Genomic DNA, 20,644 nt, shown 5'->3' with positions numbered 1-20,644 from the left:
CCTAGAGACCTGGAAGGACCCCGCCCCATGAAAGCGCTGAAAGTCGCCACCTTTAATATCAACGGCATCCGTGCCCGCTTGCCCAACCTGTTGCAATGGCTTGAGCGTGAGCAACCCGATATCGTTTGCCTGCAAGAGCTCAAGGCGCCGGAAAGCCTGTTTCCCTATGCCGAGTTTGAAGCGGCCGGCTACGGCGCGATTTGCCTGGGCCAGGCGTCCTGGAACGGTGTGGCGATACTGGCGCGCGACGCCCAGCCACTGGAGAGCCGACGGGGTTTGCCGGGCGATGACAGCGACACCCAGAGCCGCTACCTCGAAGCCGCCGTGCATGGCGTATTGGTTGGCTGCCTGTATTTGCCCAACGGCAACCCGCAGCCGGGGCCGAAATTCGATTACAAACTGGCCTGGTTCGAACGCCTGATCGACTATGCCCAGGCGCTGCAAGCCAGCGAGCACCCGGTGCTGCTGGCCGGGGATTTCAATGTGGTGCCGACCGACATGGACATTTATAACCCGCGCTCCTGGCTCAAGGACGCGCTACTGCAACCCGAGAGCCGCGCCTGTTATCAGCGCCTGCTGGAGCAAGGCTGGACCGACTCGCTGCGCCATCTGTATCCCGAAGCACGCGTCTACACCTTCTGGGATTATTTCCGTCAGCATTGGCAGAAAAATTCCGGGCTGCGCATTGATCACCTGTTGCTTAACCCCGCACTCAAACCCTACCTGAAAGACGCCGGCGTGGATGCCTGGGTGCGCAACGAGCCGCATGCCAGCGACCACGCGCCGACGTGGATTCAACTGAGTACGCGCAAAAAACGTTAACCCCCGCGAATGATCGCCAGGGCCTCGGCCTTGCCCAACGGCTGCTGCATACGCTGCGACAGCCGCGCCATCGCTTGCTGATGTTCGCAGGCAACCACGGCTTCGACCTGATCGTCGTGGCAGAGCAGGGCAATGAAATCGTGGCGTTGAAGGTCGCCTTCCACCTGCAGGCGGTTCCAGTGGTGCGGGTGCCCGAGCACTTCAAAGGTTTTATCGAAGTGGTAGGTCCAGAAGAACGGCACGTCGGCATACACCTGCGTATCGCCGAGCATATTGCGCGCGGCCAGTACGGCCAGTTGTTGGGCCACGCGCCAGTGTTCGATGCGCGTAGGCTGCTGTTGCCAGGGGAACGTCACGTTGTCGCCTGCTGCCCATAACCCAGGCGCCACTTGCAGCTGGCTGTCAGCGTTCAGCGACTGGTCCTCGGCCTTGTCCACGTCGTGGATAAAGCCGGTGGCAGGCGTGACACCAACGCCCATGATCACCAGGTCTGCGGCCAGGCGCTTGCCGTTTTTGAGCAGTACGGTACTCACCGTGCCGTGGCCGTCGAGGCGCTCGGGTTCAGTATTGCTGTGGAATATCACACCGTTGTTTTCGTGCAATTGGCGGATGGCCGCACCGATGCGCTTGCCCAACTGCGCCGCGAGAGGCATTTGATGGCGGCTGACGACTTGCACCACCAGACCGCGTTGGCGCAAAGCGCAGGCGGCTTCCAAACCGATAAAGCTGTCGCCGATGATTACCGCGCAGGTTGCTGACGTCGCGGCTTCGTCGATGCGCGCGGCATCCTCGCGGCTGCGCAGTAAAAACACGTTGCTGAGGACGGCGCCGGGGATGTCCAGCGGCTGGGCTTCGCCACCGCAGGCAACCAGCGCAGCGTCATAGTTGTAGTGGCGGCCGTCGGCGAGTTCGATGCGTTTGGCGCGCGCGTCCAGGCGCTGTACGTCGCCGTGAATGCTGATGGGTGGGTCTTCGAGCAGTGACGGCGTGTCTGCGGGGGCCATTTTGCCGGCGATCACGAATTTGCTCAGGGCCGTGCGGTCGTAAGCGGGCGCCTGTTCTCGGTCGATCCACAACAGGCGCCCACTGAAGCCTTGCTGGCGCAATGTAGCGACGGCGGCCGAGCCTGCCGCGCCTGCGCCGATCACCGCAAAACAGCGACGCTCACCCAGTGCGGGCGGGGTGGCAGGTGTGATCGGCTGGTCGCCGACACTGACCACGCCATCGTGGACCTGCACCGGGTATTGCTTGAGCGCCACCAGCGCCGGAGGTTCCAGCACCGCGCCGCTGTCCACGGCAAACGCCGCTTTGTGCCAAGGGCAAATAATCCGTCCGTTGCAGATAATGCCTTCTTCCAGCGGTGCGCCGGCGTGCGGGCACTGTGCCTGGTAGGCACGTACCTGGTCGCCGACACGCACGAGCAAGAGTGGAAGTTCTGCCGCCGTGACGCGCACGCCACGGTTTTCCGGCAAGTTGATCAGGCGAGCAACAATGCGCATGTTCATAGGCCAATCTCCTTTAGAAGATTGACTGGCGCGCAGGGAAAGGGACTGCGTTGACCCGATGGTCGGTATTACGGGTTGAGCATCAAGCCAGCAGTTGCGTCACCGCTTTAAATGCCTGGGCGCGGCGTTCTGCCCAGTCGCCGCGAATCACCACGGCGGGCTGCCGGTGCTGCTCGATCCACGCCAGGCTGCCCTGGAAAAACGCCCGGCGATCAGCCAGTTCCGGCTGGCAGCGCTGGCCGTCGGCGGTCCACTCCACATCCTCGGGAGAGAGCAGCAGGTGCAGGTCGTAATGGCGGGCCAGCAATTCGTCGTCCAACCATGCGGGGTAATCGCCGAACAGGGTTTGGCTCCACAGTTTGTTGGTCAGCAGGTGGGTGTCGAGGACGAGTAAGGTGGGTTGCTCGTCGCGGGCGGCGTCTTCCCAGGCCAACTGGCCACGGGCAATCGCCGGGATATCCGCCAAGGTGGTGTCGCGCTGGTGATGGTCGATGAAATACCGCACGTATTCACCGACCATCAGCCCACCGAAGTGCGCGTGCAACTGCGCCGCCAGCCAGCTTTTGCCGCTGGACTCGGGCCCGGCCAGTACCACGACTTTCATGCATGCAACGCCGAGTCGGTGCGCCATTCACGCCAGCCTTGCACGGCAATCACGGTGAACAGGGCGTAGAGCGCGGCGGTGAGGTAGAGGCCTTTGTAGAGGAACAGCCCGACGAAAATCACATCCACGGCAATCCACAGCGGCCAGCACTGCACGCGTTTTTGTGCCATCCACATTTGCGCCACCAGGCTGAAGCCGGTAAGGGCGGCGTCGAGCCACGGCTGGGCGGCGTCGGTCCAGTGGGCCATGGCGGCGCCGAGCAGCAGGCTGAACACGGCGCCGACGAACAGGCTGGTCATGATCGCAGGCCAGCCGAGGCTTGTGACCTGGCGGCCTTGCTTGACGGTGCCGGCGCGGGTCCATTGCCACCAGCCGTAGAGTTGCAGGGCGGCGTAGACCACTTGCAGGAGCATGTCGGAGTAGAGTTTTACGTCGAAGAACACCCAGGTGTAGAGCAACACCATGACCAGGCCGATGGGCCAGCACCAGGGGTTCTGTTTGACCGTCAGCCAGACGGCGATCACCCCCAGCGCGGCGGCGAACAGTTCAAGCCCGGACATGGTGGTTCCTTGGGGGAGTGGGAGAGGGGGTAATTGTAACCAGAGGTGAGTTTTCTTCAAACTTAGATGTGAGTACATATCCGTTGCTGCGGTAACGGCTTCGTATGGTTCCGCTCTTACAGCGGGTCACTTTTGGCAAACGCCCGGAATGCCGGCCCAGCCAAAAGTAACCAAAAGGTCTTTGCCCCACCACTCGGCACCTCGCCTAGGCTCGGTGTGCCCGCACTCCGGCCCGTTTCCGCGGGTCGCCGCGATGGGCCATCCCTGGCCCAGCACGGCTAAACCGGCATCCCTGCCGGTTTACCCGCTCCACCGTGCCTACTTGCGGCCATCGTGGTTAACGGGGCCTGTCAGATCAAAAGCAGATCAAGATCAAAATCTACAGCACGGCGGCCTAGTAGCCGACCTGAGTGGTAGAAGCAAAAGCAGGGCAACAGCACAGCAAGAACAGATCAAAAGCAGAGCTGCTTTTCTGTGGGAGCTGGCTTGCCTGCGATGCAGACACCTCGGTACATCAGTAAGACACAGTCGATGCCATCGCAGGCAAGCCCGCTCCCACAATTAGACCGAGAACAGCTTCAGTAAGCAGGTCGGCTGTCAGGCCGCCTTGGCTTTGCTTTTGATTCAACCACTCAGGTCGGCTACTAGGCCGCCGTGCTGTAGATCTTGATCTTGATCTTGATTTTGATCTTGATCTTAGGCGCCCCGTTAAACCACGCTGGCCGAACGCAGGTATTACGGAGCGGGTAAACCGGCAGGACGCCGGTTTAGCCGCGACGGGGCAGGGACGGCCCGTCGCGGCGGCCCGCGGAGTAATGCCGGAGAGAGGGCACACCGAGCCGGAGGCGAGGTGCCGAGTGGTGGGGCAAGAGCCCTTTTGGTTACTTTTGGGGCTCTTTTCCAAAAGTGACCCGCCGTAAGGGCGGAACCCATCTCAGCCATCACCCAAACAACGGATATGTACTCAATCTATAAAAAAGCCCCCCCCAGTGAGCGCTAAACCTTGAACTGGCGCAGCAACCCACCCAGCTGTTCACTCAACCCACGCAACTGCGCACTCGCCACACTCGACTGCTCCGCCGCCAACGCGGTGCTGTGGGACAACCCCGCCGCCTGGGTGACGTTCTGGTTGATGTCCTCCACCACATGCGCCTGTTGCAAGGTCGCGCTGGCAATCGAAGCATTCAGCCCATTAAGGTTGCGCAACGCCTGGCCAATGGCGGTGAGGCTGGCACCCGCCTGACCAGCCTGTTCAATGGTCAGTTGCGACGCACTGTGGCTGTCGCTGATCACCTTCACCGCCGCTTCCGAATGACCTTGCAGACGCTCGATCATCACCTGGATTTCAGCCGTGGATTTCTGCGTACGCTGAGCCAGCAACCGCACCTCATCGGCCACCACGGCAAACCCGCGGCCCTGTTCCCCGGCGCGCGCGGCTTCAATCGCGGCGTTAAGGGCCAGCAAGTTAGTCTGGTCGGCAATCGAGCGAATCACTTCCAGCACCCCACCAATCTGCGTGCTTTCGCTGGACAGCGTGCGGATCACCTCAACGGCCTGGCTGATGGTGCTGGAAAGCTGGTCGATCTGCTGCAAACTGCCGTCGATGTTCACCTGGCCCTGCTGCGCCTGGGCCTGGGCGTCACGCATTTCGCTGGCAGCATGCTCGGCGTTTTTGGCCACATCCTGCACGCCGTAGGTCACTTCATTGATCGCCGTCGCCACCAGCTCCATCTGCTGCGACTGTTGCTGGCTGCGGTCATGCGCCTGGCTGGCATTGGTGCCCAGCTCCGTGGACGACTGGCCCAACGCGTTGGCGCACACCTGCAGTTGGCCGACCACTTGGCGCAGCTTGGCGGTAAAGCTATTGAAGTGCTGGGACAACTGGGTGACTTCGTCGCGCCCATGGGTGTCGAGGCTGCGCGTCAGGTCGCTTTCGCCACTGGCGATATTGGCCATGGCGTTCACTGCCGCCTGCAACGGTTGCACGATGCTGCGGGCGATCAGCAGCACCAGCACGGCCATCACCAGCGCGATGCCCAGACCAATCAGTGAGGCTTTCCATACCTGGCCTTTGAACTCGGCCTGCACATCATCCACGTACACGCCGGAGCCGATAATCCAGCCCCAGGGTTCGAACAGTTGGATGTAGGAGGTTTTTTCCACCGGTGCTTCGGCGCCGGGCTTCGGCCAGCGATAGTTGACGATGCCAGCGCCCTTGGCCTTGGCCAGGATCACAAATTCGTTGAACACCGCAAAACCATCCGGGTCGCGAATCGCCGAGAGGTTCTGGCCATCCAGCTTGGGGTTGGCCGCGTGCATGATCATCACGGGCGTGAGGTCATTGATCCAGAAATAATCGTCGTGGTCGTAGCGCAGGCCACGCACCGCGCTGAGCGCTTGTTTTTGCGCCACGTCGCGGGTCAATACGCCGGTTTTTTCGAGATTCTGGTAATAGGCCAGCACGCCGCTGGCGGTCTGCACCACGTGCTGGGTTTGCTGGCGTTTGGCCTGGTAGAGGTCGCCGTGGATCTGCTTGAGCATCAACAGCCCCAAGGTCAGCAGCATCAACACGGCGACTATCAGGATCAGCCACAGACGGCGGCTGATCGACATGTTGCGCAAACTGTTCATCGTCCTGTCACTCCCTGCTTTTTATAATTGTGTGCTGCATCGACAATTCCAGCGTGTCTGATAGGCTTTCGGCCTGTAATCGGAAAACCTGAGTACTCCCTGATTTTTCACGAAATTTTTGCAGACCGATGTTGAAAATCAGCAGCGGAAATTGAGTGCGCTTGCGTCAGTGAACCATTAAAAAGACAGACAAGGCATGCCACCGCGCATGACCTTTGGGGGAAGCATGGATTTTTGGACCGCCATACAGGCATTGATTCTTGGCGTTGTGGAGGGGCTGACTGAGTTCCTGCCGATTTCCAGCACCGGCCACCAGATCATCGTCGCCGACTTGATCGGCTTCGGCGGTGAACGCTTTGAAGCGTTCAACATCATCATTCAATTGGGCGCAATCCTGGCCGTGGTCTGGGAGTTTCGGCGCAAGATCTTCGACGTGGTCATCGGCTTGCCGACCCAGCGCAATGCCCAGCGTTTCACGGTTAACCTGATGATCGCGGTACTGCCGGCGATTGTGCTGGGGGTGATTTTTGCCGACCTGATCAAGCATTACTTGTTCAACCCGATCACCGTGGCCACCGCGCTGGTGGTGGGCGGTGTGATCATGTTGTGGGCTGAACGCCGCCAGCATGCGGTGCACGCGCAAACCGTGGACGAGATTACCTGGAAAGACGCGCTCAAGGTCGGCCTGGCCCAATGCCTGGCGATGATTCCGGGCACTTCACGTTCCGGCGCCACCATCATCGGCGGCCTGCTGTTCGGCCTGTCGCGCAAGACCGCCACCGAGTTTTCGTTCTTCCTGGCCATGCCGACCATGGTCGGTGCGGCGGTGTATTCGGGCTACAAGTACCGTCACCTGTTCCAGCCGGATGACTTGCCGGTGTTCGCCATCGGTTTTGTCACCTCGTTCATCTTCGCGATGATTGCGGTCAAGGCCTTGCTCAAGTTCATCGCCAGCCACAGTTATGCGGCGTTCGCCTGGTATCGCATTGCCTTTGGCGTGGTGATCCTGGCGACCTGGCAGTTCGGTTGGATCGACTGGTCTGCGGTCAAGCCATGAACATTCAGCACCCGCGCCTGAAGGCGCTGATCTTTGTGCTGCTGTGCGCCGCGCCGCTGCTTGGCGCGGCACTGGTGTGGTATCGCGGTGAGACGGTGATCCCGCTGGCGGCCTATGGCGTGGTCAGCGTGGTGGCGTTTTTCCTGTACTGGGGCGACAAGCGCAAGGCTCAGGCCGATGGCCCGCGCGTTCGCGAGAATATCCTGCACGCCGTTGAGCTGGCGGGCGGATGGCCAGGCGCGTTGATCGCCCAGCAGGTGTTCCGCCACAAGACGCGCAAGGTGTCGTACCAAGTGCTGTTTTGGGTGATTGTGCTGCTGCACGAGGTGTTCTGGCTTGATCAGTTATTCCTCGGCGGTACGTTGCTGTCAGTGATATAGGCCAGGGGGGATGGATCTTCCCTACAAGATTGCGGGAAGCTCCTGACCCAATCATCGATATGAACCGGCAGCCCACAGGCGTTATTCTCCAGGCACTTGAACGTATTGGGCTAACACGGATGTCTTTTTCGGATTCATTGCTACGCCATTCAGCGACTGAGCTTGCCGCACTGATTCAGCAGCGCAAGCTTACCTCCACCGCGATTGTTTTCACCTACCTGGCCCGTATCGAGGCGCAAAACCCTTCGATTAACGCACTGGTGCAAGTGTGTGCCGAGACGGCGCTGGCCGGTGCATGGGCGGCGGACCGTGCAATCGCTCAAGGTGAGTATGGCGGCGTGCTGCAGGGCGTTCCCTTTACCGTCAAAGACGTTATCGATACCCGTGGCGTGGTGTCGGCGGCGGGGTTGATGGATCGGGCGGGCTTTATGCCGGAGCAGGACGCCGTAGTGGTGACGCGCATGAAAGCGGCCGGTGCCATTTTGCTCGGCAAAAGCAACTGCCCTCCGGGCGGCGGCGGTGGGGTGACCGACAACCCTGTTTACGGCGCCACACGTAACCCGCACGCGTTGTCCCATAGCCCTGGCGGCAGCAGCGGTGGTGAAGCCGCGGCGCTTGCTGCAGGGCTTTCCCCGCTGGGGCTGGGCAGTGATTCCGGTGGCAGCTTGCGCGTGCCGGCGCATTTTTGCGGTGTTTGTACGTTGAAACCCACCAGTGGCCGCGTCCCCAACACCGGTGTTTTCGATCATCCGGGTGGGTTGAGCGACTGTCGCAGCCAGATTGGCCCGATGGCCCGGCATGTCGAAGACCTGGCCTTGGTACTCCAGGTGATTGCCGGCGAAGATGGCCAGGATGCCGGGGTGATTCCAATGCCCCTGCGTGCTGTGCATCCTCAAGCACTGAGTGGTTTGCGCGTTGCTTGGTACAGCGAGGGTGGCATAGAGCCCGTCGATGAGATAACCCAGGCAACTTTGCAGGTGGCTGCACACCTGTTGGAAAACGCAGGCGCGGTGCTGCATAGCGCGTACCCCTGGGCACTCAGGCATTCTCGCGACATTACTGAACGCTATTGGGCGATGAGCAAAGGCTCCGGGGCGCAGGCGATAAAGCTGTTTGCAGACTGGGACCAGTTTCGCAGTGCCATGTTGGGGTTTATGGCGGATTACGACCTTATCCTGTGCCCGGTTGACGCCGCCGCCGCGCCGCGTTTGGGAGAGATGCGGCCAGGGCTGTTCAGCCACACTTTGCCTTACAGCCTGGCGGGTTGGCCCTGTGTGGTGGTGCGTGCGGGTACGGATGCGTCGGGTTTGCCGGTTGGTGTGCAGATTGTCGCGCGACCGTGGCACGAGCATTTAGCGTTGGCGGCGGCGATGGCCATTGAGCGCGCACTGCCGTTTGTCAATCCAACCTGAGCCCCACCTGAGTGCGCTTGGGCAGTTTACTCACGACCAACTGGTGAGAGCGCTGCAACAGGCCGCGCAGTTCCTCGGCGCCCAAGGGGTAAGGCGTGTTCATGATGACCCACTGCGCCCGCGCCAGGTAGGGCGCCGGGTGGATGCCGGGGCGGTCCACATGGCCGAGGAACAGTTCCTTGTCGACCTTGAACGCCAATGACTCGCCGCGAAGGTTTTGCAGGGCAAACATCTTGTTGCCGGCAATCGAGAACACGCGCACGCCGCCCCATTTGTAGTCTTCCCGCGCGCCGGGCAGGCTCAGGCAGAAAGTGGCCACCTGTTCCTCGTTCATTTTCATAGCAAGCGGTCTCCGCAGCCCTTGAAGGCTTCTTCCAGGTAGTCGATCCAGGCCCGAATGGCCGGCAGCACGCCACGTCGGTGTGGGTACACCGCCTGCAACCAGCCGCCCGGCGACGACCATTGCGGCAGCAGTTGCACCAATTGGCCGCTGGCCAATTCTTGTTCGCAGTACATCATCGGCAATACGGTAAAGCCCAGGCCTTTCATGGCGCAGGCTTTGCGCACGATGAAGTCGTCGATGCCCAGGCGGGCTTCCAGCGCCAAGTCTTCAGTGTTGCCTTGCGGGTCGATCAGGCGCAGGTGCACCAGGCGGTCGGCTTCCAGCGCGCCCAGTACCGGCAGTTGCTTGAGGTCTTCGAGGCTGTCGATGTGCCGCTCGCGGATGAATTCCGGGCTGGCCACCAGGATGGTCTGGGCCTGGCGCAGGCGCTTGGTCACCAGCAGCGGGTCTTCATCGCCTGACTCGCGCACGCGCAGGGCCACGTCGATGCCCTCGGCGACCAGGTCGACGCGGCGGTTGACCAAGGTCATCTCAAGCTGCACCAGTGGGTGGGCAGCGAGAAACCCAGCGACCATGTTCGGCAGCATGTGCTGGGCCATGCCCACCGGGCAACTGACCCGCAGGCGCCCGCGCGGCTCGCTGGACATACTGGCCACGGCCTCGTCGGCCATCTCCGCTTCCAGCAGCATGGCCTGGCAATGGCGCAAATAGCGCTCGCCGACGGCGGTCAGGGTCAGTTGGCGGGTGGTGCGCTGCAACAGCCGAGCGCCGAGGCGTTCTTCCAGCTCGGCAATACGCCGTGACAGCCGCGACTTGGGAATCCCCAGCAATCGGCCCGCCGCCGCAAAGCCGCCAGCTTCGACGACTTTGGCAAAATAGTAGAGGTCGTTGAGGTCTTGCATGGTCAACCTATTGTCCTGTCAGTGGGACGAACTATCCGCGTCTGGCGAGGGCAAATCCACTACAAATAGTGGCGATCTCTGTGGCGAGCAAGCTTGCTTGCGCTGGAGTGCGCAGCGCTCCCGCTTTTTTGGGGGCGCTACGCACCCCAGCGGGAGCAAGCTCCCTCGCCACAGGAGGCCAGTTTCTACAGGGGTTAGAACTGCGCGCCGGCCATCAGCACATACTTCACATGCACATATTCTTCGATGCCGTAATAGCTGCCTTCGCGGCCATAGCCCGATTGCTTGATACCACCAAACGGAATCGACGCGGTGCCGACCGAGCCCGAGTTGAGGATCACCATGCCGGCCTCCAGCTGGCGCGACAGGCGCAATGAACGGCCCAAGGCGCTGGTATAGGCATAGGCCACCAGGCCGAACTCGGTCTGGTTGGCGCGCGCAATCACTTCTTCTTCATCCTTGAACGAGTAGATGGCGAACACCGGGCCGAAAATTTCCTCGGTGGCCAGCGGTGAGTCGTCCTGCAAACCGGTCAATACCGTCGGTTCGTAGAACAAGCCGCCCTTGGCGTGGGGCTTGCCGCCCATCAGCACTGTGGCGCCGGCGGCCTTGGCGTCTTCGACCAGGCGCACGACTTTGTCGAACCCCAGTTGATTGACCAGCGGCCCGACCACAAAGTCTTCGCGCAGGCCTTGATCCACTTCGATCTTGGCGACGGCCGCCTTCACCCGTTTGATGAAGTCCTCGAGGATGCTGTGCTGCACAAAGATGCGGTTCGGCGAGATGCACACCTGCCCGGAGTTGCGCAGCTTGGCACTGACCAAGCCCTTGACCGCCTCATCCAGATTGGCGTCCTGAAACACAATAAACGGCGCGTTGCCGCCCAGTTCCAGGGTCATCTTCTTGATGGTGGCCGCGCATTGCGCAGCGAGCAACTTGCCGACGCCGGTGGAGCCGGTAAAGGTGATTTTGCGGATGCGCGGGTCGCCGGTGAAGATCAGGCCGATTTCCCTGGGGTCGCCAACCACCACTTCCAGCACGCCGGGTTCGATACCGGCCTTGCGTGCGTAGTCCAGCAGCTTGAAGGCGGTCAGCGGCGTGTCTTCGGCGGGCTTGATCACCATGGTGCAGCCGGCCGCCAAGGCCGTGGCAACTTTGCGGGTGATCATCATGAAGGGGAAGTTCCACGGCGTGATCGCCGCGACCGGGCCGATGGCTTCCTTGGTCACCAGCACGTTGGCGTTGCGGTCGTGGGTGGGAAGGGTGTCGCCATAAACGCGCTTGGCTTCTTCGGCGTACCACTCGATAAAGCCCAGGCCGTAGTCGATTTCGCCGCGGGCTTCGCTCAGGCACTTGCCGTTTTCGCGGCACAGCAGTTCGGCGAAGGCTTCCCTGTCGGCCTTAACGGCGTCGTGCCAACGGCGCAGGATCTCGCTGCGTTCCTTGGCAAGCCTGGAGGACCATTGCGGGAAGGCCGCGCAGGTGCGGTCCACCGCCGCCTTGACCTCGGCTGAGGTGTGCTTGGCAACGCGGCCGATTTCTTCGCCAGTGGCAGGGTTGTAGACGATAAGCATGAGGCAATCTCCGAGGGCTGAATGTGCTGTTTCAGGCTACGGAAATAGGCGGGATGAGCGAATATCCATTCCAATGTGCTGATTGCCTATTCCTATGAGCGCGTAGCCATGGCGAGGTTTGCGCAGTAACGTGCGGTTTTCCCCAGGAGCCGCGCACCATGGGCCGTACCCAACGAATCATCGAGCTGATGGGCGCTTTGGCGCCTGTGGAAGGCTATAACCTGACCGCGTTGGATGACGTGCGCTTCCTGCGTTCCAACCGGCCTTTGCAGCGGGTGCCGGTGCTCTACGATCCGGGCATTGTGATTGTCTGCCAGGGGCGCAAGCGCGGTTATCTGGGCGAAGAGATTTACCTGTATGACGCCCAGCACTATTTGGTGGTGTCGGTGCCGGTGCCGTTCACCATGGAGACCGAGGCCACTGAAGCAGAACCCATGCTGGCGGTGTACTTGCGGCTGGATTTCACCCTCGCGGCTGAGTTGATGGTGGCGCTGGATGAGTTCCCGGCGTTGGTTGAGGCCAAGCCCCGGGGCATGTATTCATCGCCGATGGATGAACAGCTCAGCGAATCACTGCTGCGTTTTCTTGAGGCCATGAGCACGCCGATGGAGGCGCAAATTCTCGGCCCTTCGCTGATGCGCGAGATCTACTACCGGATCATCACGGGCGAGCAAGGCGGCTCCATGCGCGCCGCGCTCAACCGCCAAGGCCAGTTCGGCAAGGTGGCGCGGGCGATCCGCAAGATTCATGGGTGCTACCACGAGCACCTGAACGTGGAGGAGCTGGCTGCGGAGGCGATGATGAGCGTGCCGAGTTTTCATGCGCACTTTCGCACGGTTACCGACACCTCGCCGATGCAATACCTCAAGTCCACGCGCCTGCACCAGGCGCGCTTGTTGATGTTGCGCAATGACATTACGGCCGCCACGGCCTGTGCCAAGGTCGGCTATGAAAGCGCCTCGCAGTTCAGCCGTGAGTTCAAGCGCTTCTTCGGGCGCACGCCACAGGAAGAGATCCAGTGGATGAAACGCACGTATGCGTTGCCGGCGCCTACGTCGGCGTCGATTTATGTGTCGTCGCATTGAACAGGGTCATCAGCAACGCCAGCCCGGCAAACGCCGCACCGGTCAGCGCCTGGCCCTGCCAGCCGTAGTGTTCGGAGGCGAATGCGCCGGCGGCGGAACCCAAGGCGCCGCCGATAAAGTAGACCACCATAAACACCGTGTTCAGGCGGCTGGTGGCTGACGGTTCCAGCGCCAATACGCGGGTCTGGTTGGCTAACTGGTTGGTCCGGTTGCCCAGGTCGAGAAAGGTCGCCGCGATCAGGATCGGCCACCACCAGCCGCTGAGGCCCAGGGTGTAGATCAGAATAAACGCCACCAGCACCGTGGTGATGCCGACGCGCTCGAGCAAGCGGCCGTGGCGCCGGGTGTGTTGGCCGATGGTGGATGCGCAAAGAATCCCGACGATGGCCGACAGACCCAGCAGGCCGGCCTGGGCACTGGAAAAACCATACGGCGGCAACGCCAGCAAGGCCGCCATCGAGCCCCAGAACACATTCAAGGCGCCGAACACCAACGCGCCTTTGACGGCTGATTGGCGCAAGGTCGGGTGCTGGCGGGCCAGGCCCCACAGGGATTTGAGCAAGGCGCCATACGCGAGTTTGCTGGTCGAAATCGACACCGGCATGCGCGTCAGGATCGCCATGAACAGCAGCACATCCAACGCCGCTGCCACAGCAAACATGCCGCGCCAGCCCAGCCAGCCGCTGACCACGCCGCTGACGGCCCTGGCCAGCAAACCACCGGCCGACAAACCGCTGACCATCAAGCCCAGCACCACGCCTTTCTGTTCAACGCTACTCAGGTCCGAAGCGGCAGGGATGATCACCTGCGCGCTGATGCCCGACAGCCCCAGCAGCACGCTCGCCACCAGCAGCCAGGCATAAGACGGTGCCGTGGCCGAGGCCAGCAGGGCGATGAAGTTGATGCACAACACAGCCAGGATCAGCGTGCGCCGGCTGATACGGTCGCCCAGCGGCACGAACAGCAGCAGGCCGCTGGCGTAGCCCAACTGCGTGAGCATCGCGATCTGCCCGACGTGCGCGGTGGACACCTCGAAGGTATTGGCAATCAGCGGCAGCATCGCTTGGTTGTAGTAAATCGTGGCGACCGAAAACCCGCAGCAGATGGCGAGGATAAGGGTCAGCCCCTTGGTCAGTGCGGGCGTGTGTGGGTGCATGGCGCGGCCGGTGGCTGTAGGAACTGCCGGCGAGAATGAAGTGAAGCGTGGGCGAAATCCAGTGCTGCAGAGGATTGGGCAATAAGCCTGTCGGATTGGGTTTTGCCAATCAATGGATTGTCCTGCTGGCAGGACGAACAGTCATATTTTAGCCGGCTAATCGTTTATTGGGTTCATGTGTAGGATCAGCCTCACTCGATCGCCTGGTCGCGATCCTCACTTGGAGATTCCGCATGAAACTGTTGCATATCGATTCGAGCATCCTTGGCGACAACTCGGCTTCCCGTCAGCTCAGCGCTGGTGTGGTCAAGGCCTGGCAAGCGGCTGAGCCGGGTGTGGAAGTGACTTACCGTGACCTGGCGAGCGAAGGCATCAGCCACTTTTCCGGCCTGACCCTGGGCGCCCTGGGCACCGCGGCTGAATTGCGCGACGCGGTACAACAGCACGAGGCTGAGCTCAGCGCGTCGTCGCTGGCCGAATTCATCGCTGCCGACGCCGTGGTCATCGGCGCGCCGATGTACAACTTCTCGGTGCCTTCGCAGCTCAAGGCCTGGATTGATCGCATCGCCGTGGCCGGCCAGACCTTCCGTTACACCGAAGCCGGCCCTGAAGGCCTGTGCGGTGGCAAGAAGCTGATCATCGTCTCCACCGCCGGCGGCCTGCACGCCGGCCAGGCAAGCAATGTTGGCCATGAAGACTACTTGAAACTGGTGTTTGGCTTCCTTGGCATCACTGACATCGAGTTCGTCCGCGCCCAGGGCCTGGCCTACGGTGAAGAAGTGCGCAGCAAAGCCTTGAGCGACGCCAACGTGGTTATCAACGAACAATTGTTCGCCGCCGCGTAAGGCTTGTGTAAATTTTGCCTTCGCCCGGTTCCAATCTGAAACCGGGCGCCTAAACTCTGTATTCTGGTCGCCTCAAACGACCGGAGTACGGAGTTTTTTCGTTTACCCGCTGTCACTACCTTGGCCCAGGTTATGCACGTATGGGTTTATCAACCGGTGCGAGCGCCTTGAACCATGGACTTCTCATATAGACATGCCGCGGGTGTTGAACGTGGTCGCGCAGCAAAGGTGAACATCCCCATGATGCGTCTTTGTGCTGTTTTGGTTCTCTCCCTGCTCGGTGGCCTGATTTCAGTGCACGCCGCCCCAGCGCCGCACCCGCATTGGAGTGTGGGCTTCCATCGCATGACCTTTCTCGACCCGCTGGATTCGCAGCCGATGAAGGCCATCGCGTTTTACCCGTCCACCGACGATGAACACAGCACACAGTTGGGCGCCTACCACGTCGCCGCCTCCGAAGACTCCAAAGTCGCCATCGGCCGCTTTCCGATGCTGATGCTGTCCCACGGCAACACGGGCACGCCACTGGCGTTGCACGACCTGGCCACGTCGCTGGCGCGCAAGGGTTTTGTGGTGGTGGCGGTATTGCACCCCGGCGACAACTACAAGGATCACAGCCGCCTGGGCACCGTGAGCAACCTGTACGGCCGGCCGATACAGATTTCTGAAGCCATCACCGCCACCCTCGGCGACCCGATGCTGTCGCCGTTCGTCAACGTTGATCAAGTGGGCGTGATCGGCTACTCGGCGGGTGGCGAGACTGCGTTGATCCTGGCCGGCGCCAAGCCGGATTTCGACCGCCTGCGCCGCTATTGCCAGGAGCGCCCGGAAGACCGCGATGCCTGCACCACCAAAGGTGAACTGGTAATCGACCGTGACGACCTGCAACCGCAGGCTGACCCGCGTATTCATTCGTTGATGCTGATGGCGCCGTTGAGCCTGATGTTCGGCCGCCATACCCTGGCCGATGTGCATGTGCCCGTGCTGCTGTACAGCGGCGATGGCGACAAGTTGGTGGCCGTGGATAAAAATGCTGCTGCCCTGGCGCGTAAACTGCCGGAGCCGCCGGACTTCAAACTGTTGGCGGGGGCAGGGCATTTCGTGTTCATGGCGCCGTGTGACAGCGACCAGTTGGTGGCGATGCCGGCTATTTGCACCGATGCCGATGGCGTTGATCGCGAAGGCATTCACCGCGACTTGATCTCAGAGGCGGGGCGCTTCTTCTCCCACAACCTGGGCCAGGCAACCCGTGCCGGTTTGCAGACCGCCGATCAGTAAGCGCGGCGCTTGAGCAACACGGTCAGGGCCAGCGCCGTGACCGACAACAGCGCGGCACAAAAGAAGATCCAGCCATAGCCGAGGTTCAGCGCCACGGCACCCATCAAAGGCCCGGCAATCGCCAGGGCCAGATCAAAAAACACCGCATACGCACTCAACCCGGCGCCACGGCTGCTATTGGGCACCTGTTTGATGGCTTCTACGCCCAGCGCCGGGTACACCAGTGACAAGCCGAAACCCGTCAACCCGGCACCGATCAAGGCGACACCGGTGGTCGGCGCCAGCCACAGCAGGGTCAAACCGAGGGTTTCGATGATCATGCAGGCAATCGCCGCGCTGAATCCGCCAAAACGGCTGATGGCCGAGATAAACACCAGGCGCGACAGGATAAAACACACGCCAAACACCGTGAGGCAGTACGCCGCGCCAGCCCAGCCGCGGTTGAGGTAATACAGGGTGATGAACGTCGTCAGTGTGCCGTAGCCAATCGACGCCAGGCACAGGCTGGTGCCAAACGGCGCGATGCGCCCGAACACTGCCCAAAAGGGCAGCCGCTCGCCACGCACCACTGGCACCGAGGGTTTGTTGCGGATCAGCACCAAGCCCAACCCGGCCAGCACTGATAGGACAATACCGAGGCTGGTGTAGCCATATTCGGCCACCATCACCACGCCCAACGGCGCGCCAATGGCGATGGCGCCGTAGGAGGCGATGCCGTTCCAGGAAATCGAGCGTGCCGTGTGTTCGGCGCCGACTGCGCCCATGCACCAACTGATGGTGCCCACGCCGATCAGGCCCTGGGCCACGCCAAGCAGCAGACGGCCGACAATCAGGATACCCAGGCTCAGGGCGGGCAGGCTCTGCACCAAGGTGGCGAAAAACGTCAGCACACCGCTGACCAGAATACCGGCCAGGCCCAGCACAATCGCGCGCTTGGTGCCGACGTTGTCGGACATGCGCCCGGCCATGGGGCGGCTGAGCAGGGTGGCCAGGTATTGCGAACCGATGGTGACCCCGGCCACTACCGCGCTGAAGCCCAATTGTTCATGTACATAGCCTGGGATGACCGCAATCGGCAGGCCGATGCAGATAAAGGCGATGAAGGTGTAGAAGACGATGGAGACGATCTGCAGGGTGATCGACAATGAGCTGGGGGCGGCGGCAGGCATGGTCACTCGTTCGCGGGCGGGCGGTGACGGCATGATGGCAAGGGCTTGGGGGAAAAGGAAGCAGGCTAACTAGTTTGTTTGATGGCCGGTGCTTTTGTGGTGAGCAGGCTTGTTATGGCGATTGGGCTTGCCCCGCGTTGGGCTGCGCAGCAGCCCCCATAAAAAACACCGCGTTCTGCCAGGCAAAACGCGGTGTTTGATTTCAGGGCCGCTGCGCAGCCCAACGCAGGGCAAGCCTGCTCGCCACAAAGGCAGTGCAGCGGTTTAGAACACCACACCTTGGCTACGCAGGTAGTCATCATAGGTGCCGCTGAAGTCGATCACGCCATTGGCGCTCAACTCGATGATGCGGGTGGCCAGGGACGATACGAACTCACGGTCGTGGCTGACGAAGATCAGCGTGCCCGGGTAGTTCTCCAGCGCCAGGTTCAGCGCTTCGATGGATTCCATGTCCAAGTGGTTGGTCGGTTCGTCCATGATCAGCACGTTCGGCTTTTGCAGGATCAGCTTGCCGAACAGCATGCGGCCTTGCTCACCACCGGAGATGACTTTGACCGACTTGAGGATCTCGTCGTTGGAGAACAGCATCCGGCCCAACGTACCGCGAATCATTTGTTCGCCCTGGGTCCACTGACCCATCCAGTCGAACAGGCTCATGTCATCTTCGAAGTCGTGCGCGTGATCCTGAGCGTAGTAGCCCAGTTCGGCGGCGTCGGTCCACTTGATGCTACCGGCATCCGGGGTCAGTTCGTTGACCAGGGTGCGCAGCAGGGTGGTCTTGCCGATACCGTTCGGGCCGATGATCGCAACACGCTCGCCCGCTTCAACCTGGAAGCTGAAGTCTTTGAACAGTGGCTTGCCGTCGAAACCCTTGGCCATTTTTTCGACCATCACAGCCTGGCGGTGCAGCTTCTTGTTCTGATCGAAACGGATGAACGGGCTCACACGGCTCGAAGGCTTGACCTCGGCCAGCTGGATCTTGTCGATTGCCTTGGCACGCGAAGTGGCCTGCTTGGCTTTCGAGGCGTTGGCCGAGAAGCGGCTGACGAAGGATTGCAGTTCGGAGATCTGCGCCTTCTTCTTGGCGTTGTCCGACAGCAGTTGCTCGCGGGACTGGGTCGCCACGGTCATGTACTCGTCGTAGTTGCCCGGGAACAGGCGCAGCTCGCCGTAGTCCAGGTCAGCCATGTGGGTGCACACGCTGTTCAGGAAGTGACGGTCGTGAGAGATGATGATCATCAGGCTCGAACGCTGGGTCAGGATGTTTTCCAGCCAGCGGATGGTGTTGATGTCCAAGTGGTTGGTCGGTTCGTCGAGCAACAGCACTTCTGGGTCCGAGAACAGCGCCTGGGCCAGCAAGACGCGCAGTTTCCAGCCTGGGGAGACTTCGCTCATCGGGCCGAAGTGTTGTTCCAGGGGAATGCCCAGGCCCAGCAACAGTTCACCGGCACGCGATTCGGCGGTGTAGCCGTCCATTTCGGCGAACTCGGTTTCCAGCTCGGCAACGGCCATGCCGTCGTCTTCGCTCATTTCCGGCAGCGAGTAGATACGGTCGCGCTCGGCCTTGACCTTCCACAGCTCCTCGTGGCCCATGATCACGGTGTCGAGCACGGTGAATTCTTCGTAGGCGAACTGGTCCTGGCGCAACTTACCCAGGCGTACGTTCGGCTCGAGCATGACCTGGCCGCCGGACGGATCGAGGTCGCCGCCGAGGATTTTCATGAAGGTCGACTTGCCGCAACCGTTGGCACCGATCAAACCATAACGGTTGCCGGCGCCGAATTTGACCGAGACATTCTCGAAGAGCGGCTTGGCGCCGAACTGCATGGTGATGTTAGCTGTGGAGATCAATTACTTTACCTATCAATGGGTTGCGAGCGTGGCGGCAGGAGCCTTCAGGCGTGCGTCAACAGCGACATCAAGGCGCGAAACCCGGTCGCTGAGCAGAAAATTTTGGATGTGTGTTGGAATTTGGCGCGCATTGTCGCATATGTCAGGTGACAGTTGTAATGCGTGCGAACGATGGTTTTGCCAATGTCTCCGGCATGGCCAGCCATAACAGGGCCAAGGCCGACGCCGCGACGCCCGCCAATGTCAAGAAGGCCGCGTTGTAACCGGCCTGTTGCACCACAAAACCGGCCAGGCTGCTGCTCAGTGCCGCGCCCAGGCCAAACACCGTGGACAGCGCGCCCAGGCTGACGTTGAAGCGGCCGGTGCCTTGGGTCAGGTCCTTGACGATCACCGGGAACAGCGCGCCGAAAATCCCCGCGCCGATGCCGTCGAGCATCTGCACGGCGACCAGCCAATAAGGGTCGTCGGACAAGGTGTACAGCACCCCGCGCAACGGCAAAATCAGGAAACCGGCCAGCAACAGCGGCTTGCGCCCCCACACATCGGCTTTGTTGCCCACCAGCCAGGCCATCGGCACCATCACCAATTGGGCGGCGACGATGCACGCCGAGGTCAGCGGCGTGGCCATTTGCAGGTTGATCTGCGACAGCTTCTGGCTGACCAGCGGCAACATGGCGGCATTCGCCAAGTGAAACAGGGCGCAGCAAATGGCGAATAGCAGCAGCGAGCGATTAGCCAGCAACACTCTGACGCCGGACGGCTGTTCGTGTTCGCTGGCATGGGATGGGTCAAAACCGCGGGCGACCTCATGATCAATCGCCGACGCTGAGACACAACTGACCGCAACGATGCTGGCCACCGCCATAAACGCCATCAGGTAAAACACCACCACCGGGCCGTACAGATAAGCCAGGCCACCGGCCAGCAGCGCCGCCACGGCATTGCCGGCGTGGTTGAAGGTTTCGTTGCGCCCGGTACGGCGGGTGAAGGCGCGCGGCCCGGTAATCCCAAGGGAAATCGCCGAAATGGCTGGGGCGAATACCGAGGCAGCGACGGCACTGGCTGCTTGGGTCAACGCCACCCAACTGAACGAGCTGACAAACGGCAACACCAGGCAACTGACGGTCACGAGGATGGCGGCTACCGCGATCACCGCGCGCTTGCTGCGCGTGCGGTCGATCAACGCGCCCGCCGGGCCTTGGGTGATCAAGGCGGCGATGCCCGCCAGGGTCATGACTACGCCGATGCTGGCCGGGTCCCATTTATGCACGGCCAGCAGGTAAATCGCCAAGTAGGGCCCGAGGCCGTCGCGTACATCCGCCAGGAAGAAATTCAGGCTGTCCAGGGACAGGGTAGTGCGCAGGTCGGCGGGATGGGCCATGGCGTTATCTTCGGCAAGGGTGTTCTGGGGCTGAACACTCATTGGGTTAGTGACACGCGCGCTATGTCGGAAGTTTCGACGCTGCAGAG

At 61.4% G+C, this 20,644-nt stretch carries 18 protein-coding genes; 7 read left to right on the top strand and 11 right to left on the bottom strand.

From position 1 onward, the window contains the following. Positions 1 to 27 precede the first annotated feature (27 nt). Positions 28 to 822, top strand: a complete 795-nt coding sequence (xth, locus tag ACA065_RS16325) for an exodeoxyribonuclease III (RefSeq protein WP_497690566.1) — start codon at positions 28 to 30, stop codon at positions 820 to 822. Here the strand turns inward: xth and ACA065_RS16320 are convergent. The 4 genes from ACA065_RS16320 to ACA065_RS16305 form a co-directional block, all read right to left on the bottom strand. Continuing rightward, positions 819 to 2,327, bottom strand: a complete 1,509-nt coding sequence (locus ACA065_RS16320; RefSeq protein WP_497690565.1) for an FAD-dependent oxidoreductase — start codon at positions 2,325 to 2,327, stop codon at positions 819 to 821. The genes xth and ACA065_RS16320 overlap by 4 nt on opposite strands. Before the next feature lie 82 nt (positions 2,328 to 2,409). Beyond that, positions 2,410 to 2,931 carry an AAA family ATPase gene (locus tag ACA065_RS16315; RefSeq protein WP_497690564.1) on the bottom strand — a complete coding sequence of 174 codons (522 nt, stop codon included), beginning with the start codon at positions 2,929 to 2,931 and terminating at the stop codon, positions 2,410 to 2,412. Next, the gene (gene pnuC, locus ACA065_RS16310; RefSeq protein WP_497690563.1) at positions 2,928 to 3,491 is read right to left on the bottom strand and encodes a nicotinamide riboside transporter PnuC; all 564 of its coding nucleotides are present in this window, start codon (positions 3,489 to 3,491) and stop codon (positions 2,928 to 2,930) included. The genes ACA065_RS16315 and pnuC overlap by 4 nt, the downstream gene beginning before the upstream one ends. 996 nt (positions 3,492 to 4,487) lie before the next feature. Beyond that, positions 4,488 to 6,122 (bottom strand): methyl-accepting chemotaxis protein, encoded by a 1,635-nt coding sequence (locus ACA065_RS16305; protein WP_497690562.1) that lies wholly within the window; start codon positions 6,120 to 6,122, stop codon positions 4,488 to 4,490. 226 nt (positions 6,123 to 6,348) lie between these two features. On the opposite strand from ACA065_RS16305, the gene ACA065_RS16300 reads away from it, so the two are divergent. The 3 genes from ACA065_RS16300 to ACA065_RS16290 all read left to right on the top strand — a co-directional run bounded on the left by ACA065_RS16300 (position 6,349) and on the right by ACA065_RS16290 (position 8,971). Beyond that, entirely contained in the window at positions 6,349 to 7,179 is an 831-nt protein-coding gene (locus ACA065_RS16300; RefSeq protein WP_497690561.1) for an undecaprenyl-diphosphate phosphatase, read from the top strand. Continuing rightward, positions 7,176 to 7,559: a DUF1294 domain-containing protein gene (locus ACA065_RS16295; protein ID WP_497690560.1), complete on the top strand. Its 384-nt coding sequence runs from the start codon at positions 7,176 to 7,178 to the stop codon at positions 7,557 to 7,559. Before ACA065_RS16300 ends, ACA065_RS16295 begins: the two co-directional genes overlap by 4 nt. Positions 7,560 to 7,678: 119 nt before the next feature. Next, positions 7,679 to 8,971 carry an amidase gene (locus ACA065_RS16290; RefSeq protein ID WP_497690559.1) on the top strand — a complete coding sequence of 431 codons (1,293 nt, stop codon included), beginning with the start codon at positions 7,679 to 7,681 and terminating at the stop codon, positions 8,969 to 8,971. Here ACA065_RS16290 and ACA065_RS16285 read toward each other — a convergent pair. The 3 genes from ACA065_RS16285 to ACA065_RS16275 form a co-directional block, all read right to left on the bottom strand. Then, on the bottom strand, positions 8,958 to 9,311 hold the full coding sequence (locus tag ACA065_RS16285; protein ID WP_497690558.1) for an MmcQ/YjbR family DNA-binding protein: 354 nt from the start codon (positions 9,309 to 9,311) through the stop codon (positions 8,958 to 8,960). The two genes, ACA065_RS16290 and ACA065_RS16285, sit on opposite strands and share 14 nt — an antisense overlap. Continuing rightward, complete coding sequence (locus ACA065_RS16280) at positions 9,308 to 10,216, bottom strand: LysR substrate-binding domain-containing protein (RefSeq protein WP_497695361.1); 909 nt, start codon at positions 10,214 to 10,216, stop codon at positions 9,308 to 9,310. The genes ACA065_RS16285 and ACA065_RS16280 overlap by 4 nt, the downstream gene beginning before the upstream one ends. Before the next feature lie 194 nt (positions 10,217 to 10,410). Then, positions 10,411 to 11,790, bottom strand: a complete 1,380-nt coding sequence (locus ACA065_RS16275; RefSeq protein ID WP_497690557.1) for an NAD-dependent succinate-semialdehyde dehydrogenase — start codon at positions 11,788 to 11,790, stop codon at positions 10,411 to 10,413. A 158-nt stretch (positions 11,791 to 11,948) separates the two neighbouring features. Here ACA065_RS16275 and ACA065_RS16270 point away from each other — a divergent pair, with 158 nt between their 5' ends. After that, entirely contained in the window at positions 11,949 to 12,875 is a 927-nt protein-coding gene (locus ACA065_RS16270; RefSeq protein WP_497690556.1) for an AraC family transcriptional regulator, read from the top strand. Here ACA065_RS16270 and ACA065_RS16265 read toward each other — a convergent pair. Next, a complete protein-coding gene (locus ACA065_RS16265) occupies positions 12,841 to 14,031 on the bottom strand; it encodes an MFS transporter (RefSeq protein ID WP_497690555.1) in 1,191 nt (396 codons plus the stop codon). The two genes, ACA065_RS16270 and ACA065_RS16265, sit on opposite strands and share 35 nt — an antisense overlap. 233 nt (positions 14,032 to 14,264) lie before the next feature. Here ACA065_RS16265 and ACA065_RS16260 point away from each other — a divergent pair, with 233 nt between their 5' ends. Both ACA065_RS16260 and ACA065_RS16255 read left to right on the top strand, forming a co-directional pair. Then, entirely contained in the window at positions 14,265 to 14,876 is a 612-nt protein-coding gene (locus ACA065_RS16260) for an FMN-dependent NADH-azoreductase (protein WP_197627987.1), read from the top strand. A 240-nt stretch (positions 14,877 to 15,116) separates the two neighbouring features. After that, a complete protein-coding gene (locus ACA065_RS16255; protein WP_497690554.1) occupies positions 15,117 to 16,154 on the top strand; it encodes an alpha/beta hydrolase family protein in 1,038 nt (345 codons plus the stop codon). Here ACA065_RS16255 and ACA065_RS16250 read toward each other — a convergent pair. The 3 genes from ACA065_RS16250 to ACA065_RS16240 all read right to left on the bottom strand — a co-directional run bounded on the left by ACA065_RS16250 (position 16,148) and on the right by ACA065_RS16240 (position 20,555). After that, entirely contained in the window at positions 16,148 to 17,323 is a 1,176-nt protein-coding gene (locus ACA065_RS16250; protein WP_497690553.1) for an MFS transporter, read from the bottom strand. The two genes, ACA065_RS16255 and ACA065_RS16250, sit on opposite strands and share 7 nt — an antisense overlap. 264 nt (positions 17,324 to 17,587) lie before the next feature. Continuing rightward, positions 17,588 to 19,174, bottom strand: coding sequence for an ABC-F family ATPase (locus ACA065_RS16245; RefSeq protein ID WP_083358272.1), 1,587 nt, complete (start codon positions 19,172 to 19,174; stop codon positions 17,588 to 17,590). A 142-nt stretch (positions 19,175 to 19,316) separates the two neighbouring features. Then, a complete protein-coding gene (locus tag ACA065_RS16240; RefSeq protein ID WP_497695360.1) occupies positions 19,317 to 20,555 on the bottom strand; it encodes an MFS transporter in 1,239 nt (412 codons plus the stop codon). Between the last annotated feature and the right edge of the window lie 89 nt (positions 20,556 to 20,644).

The sequence above is a fragment of the Pseudomonas sp. LBUM1640 genome, assembly GCF_059716225.1.
This window is presented reverse-complemented; position numbering and strand designations above follow the sequence as displayed.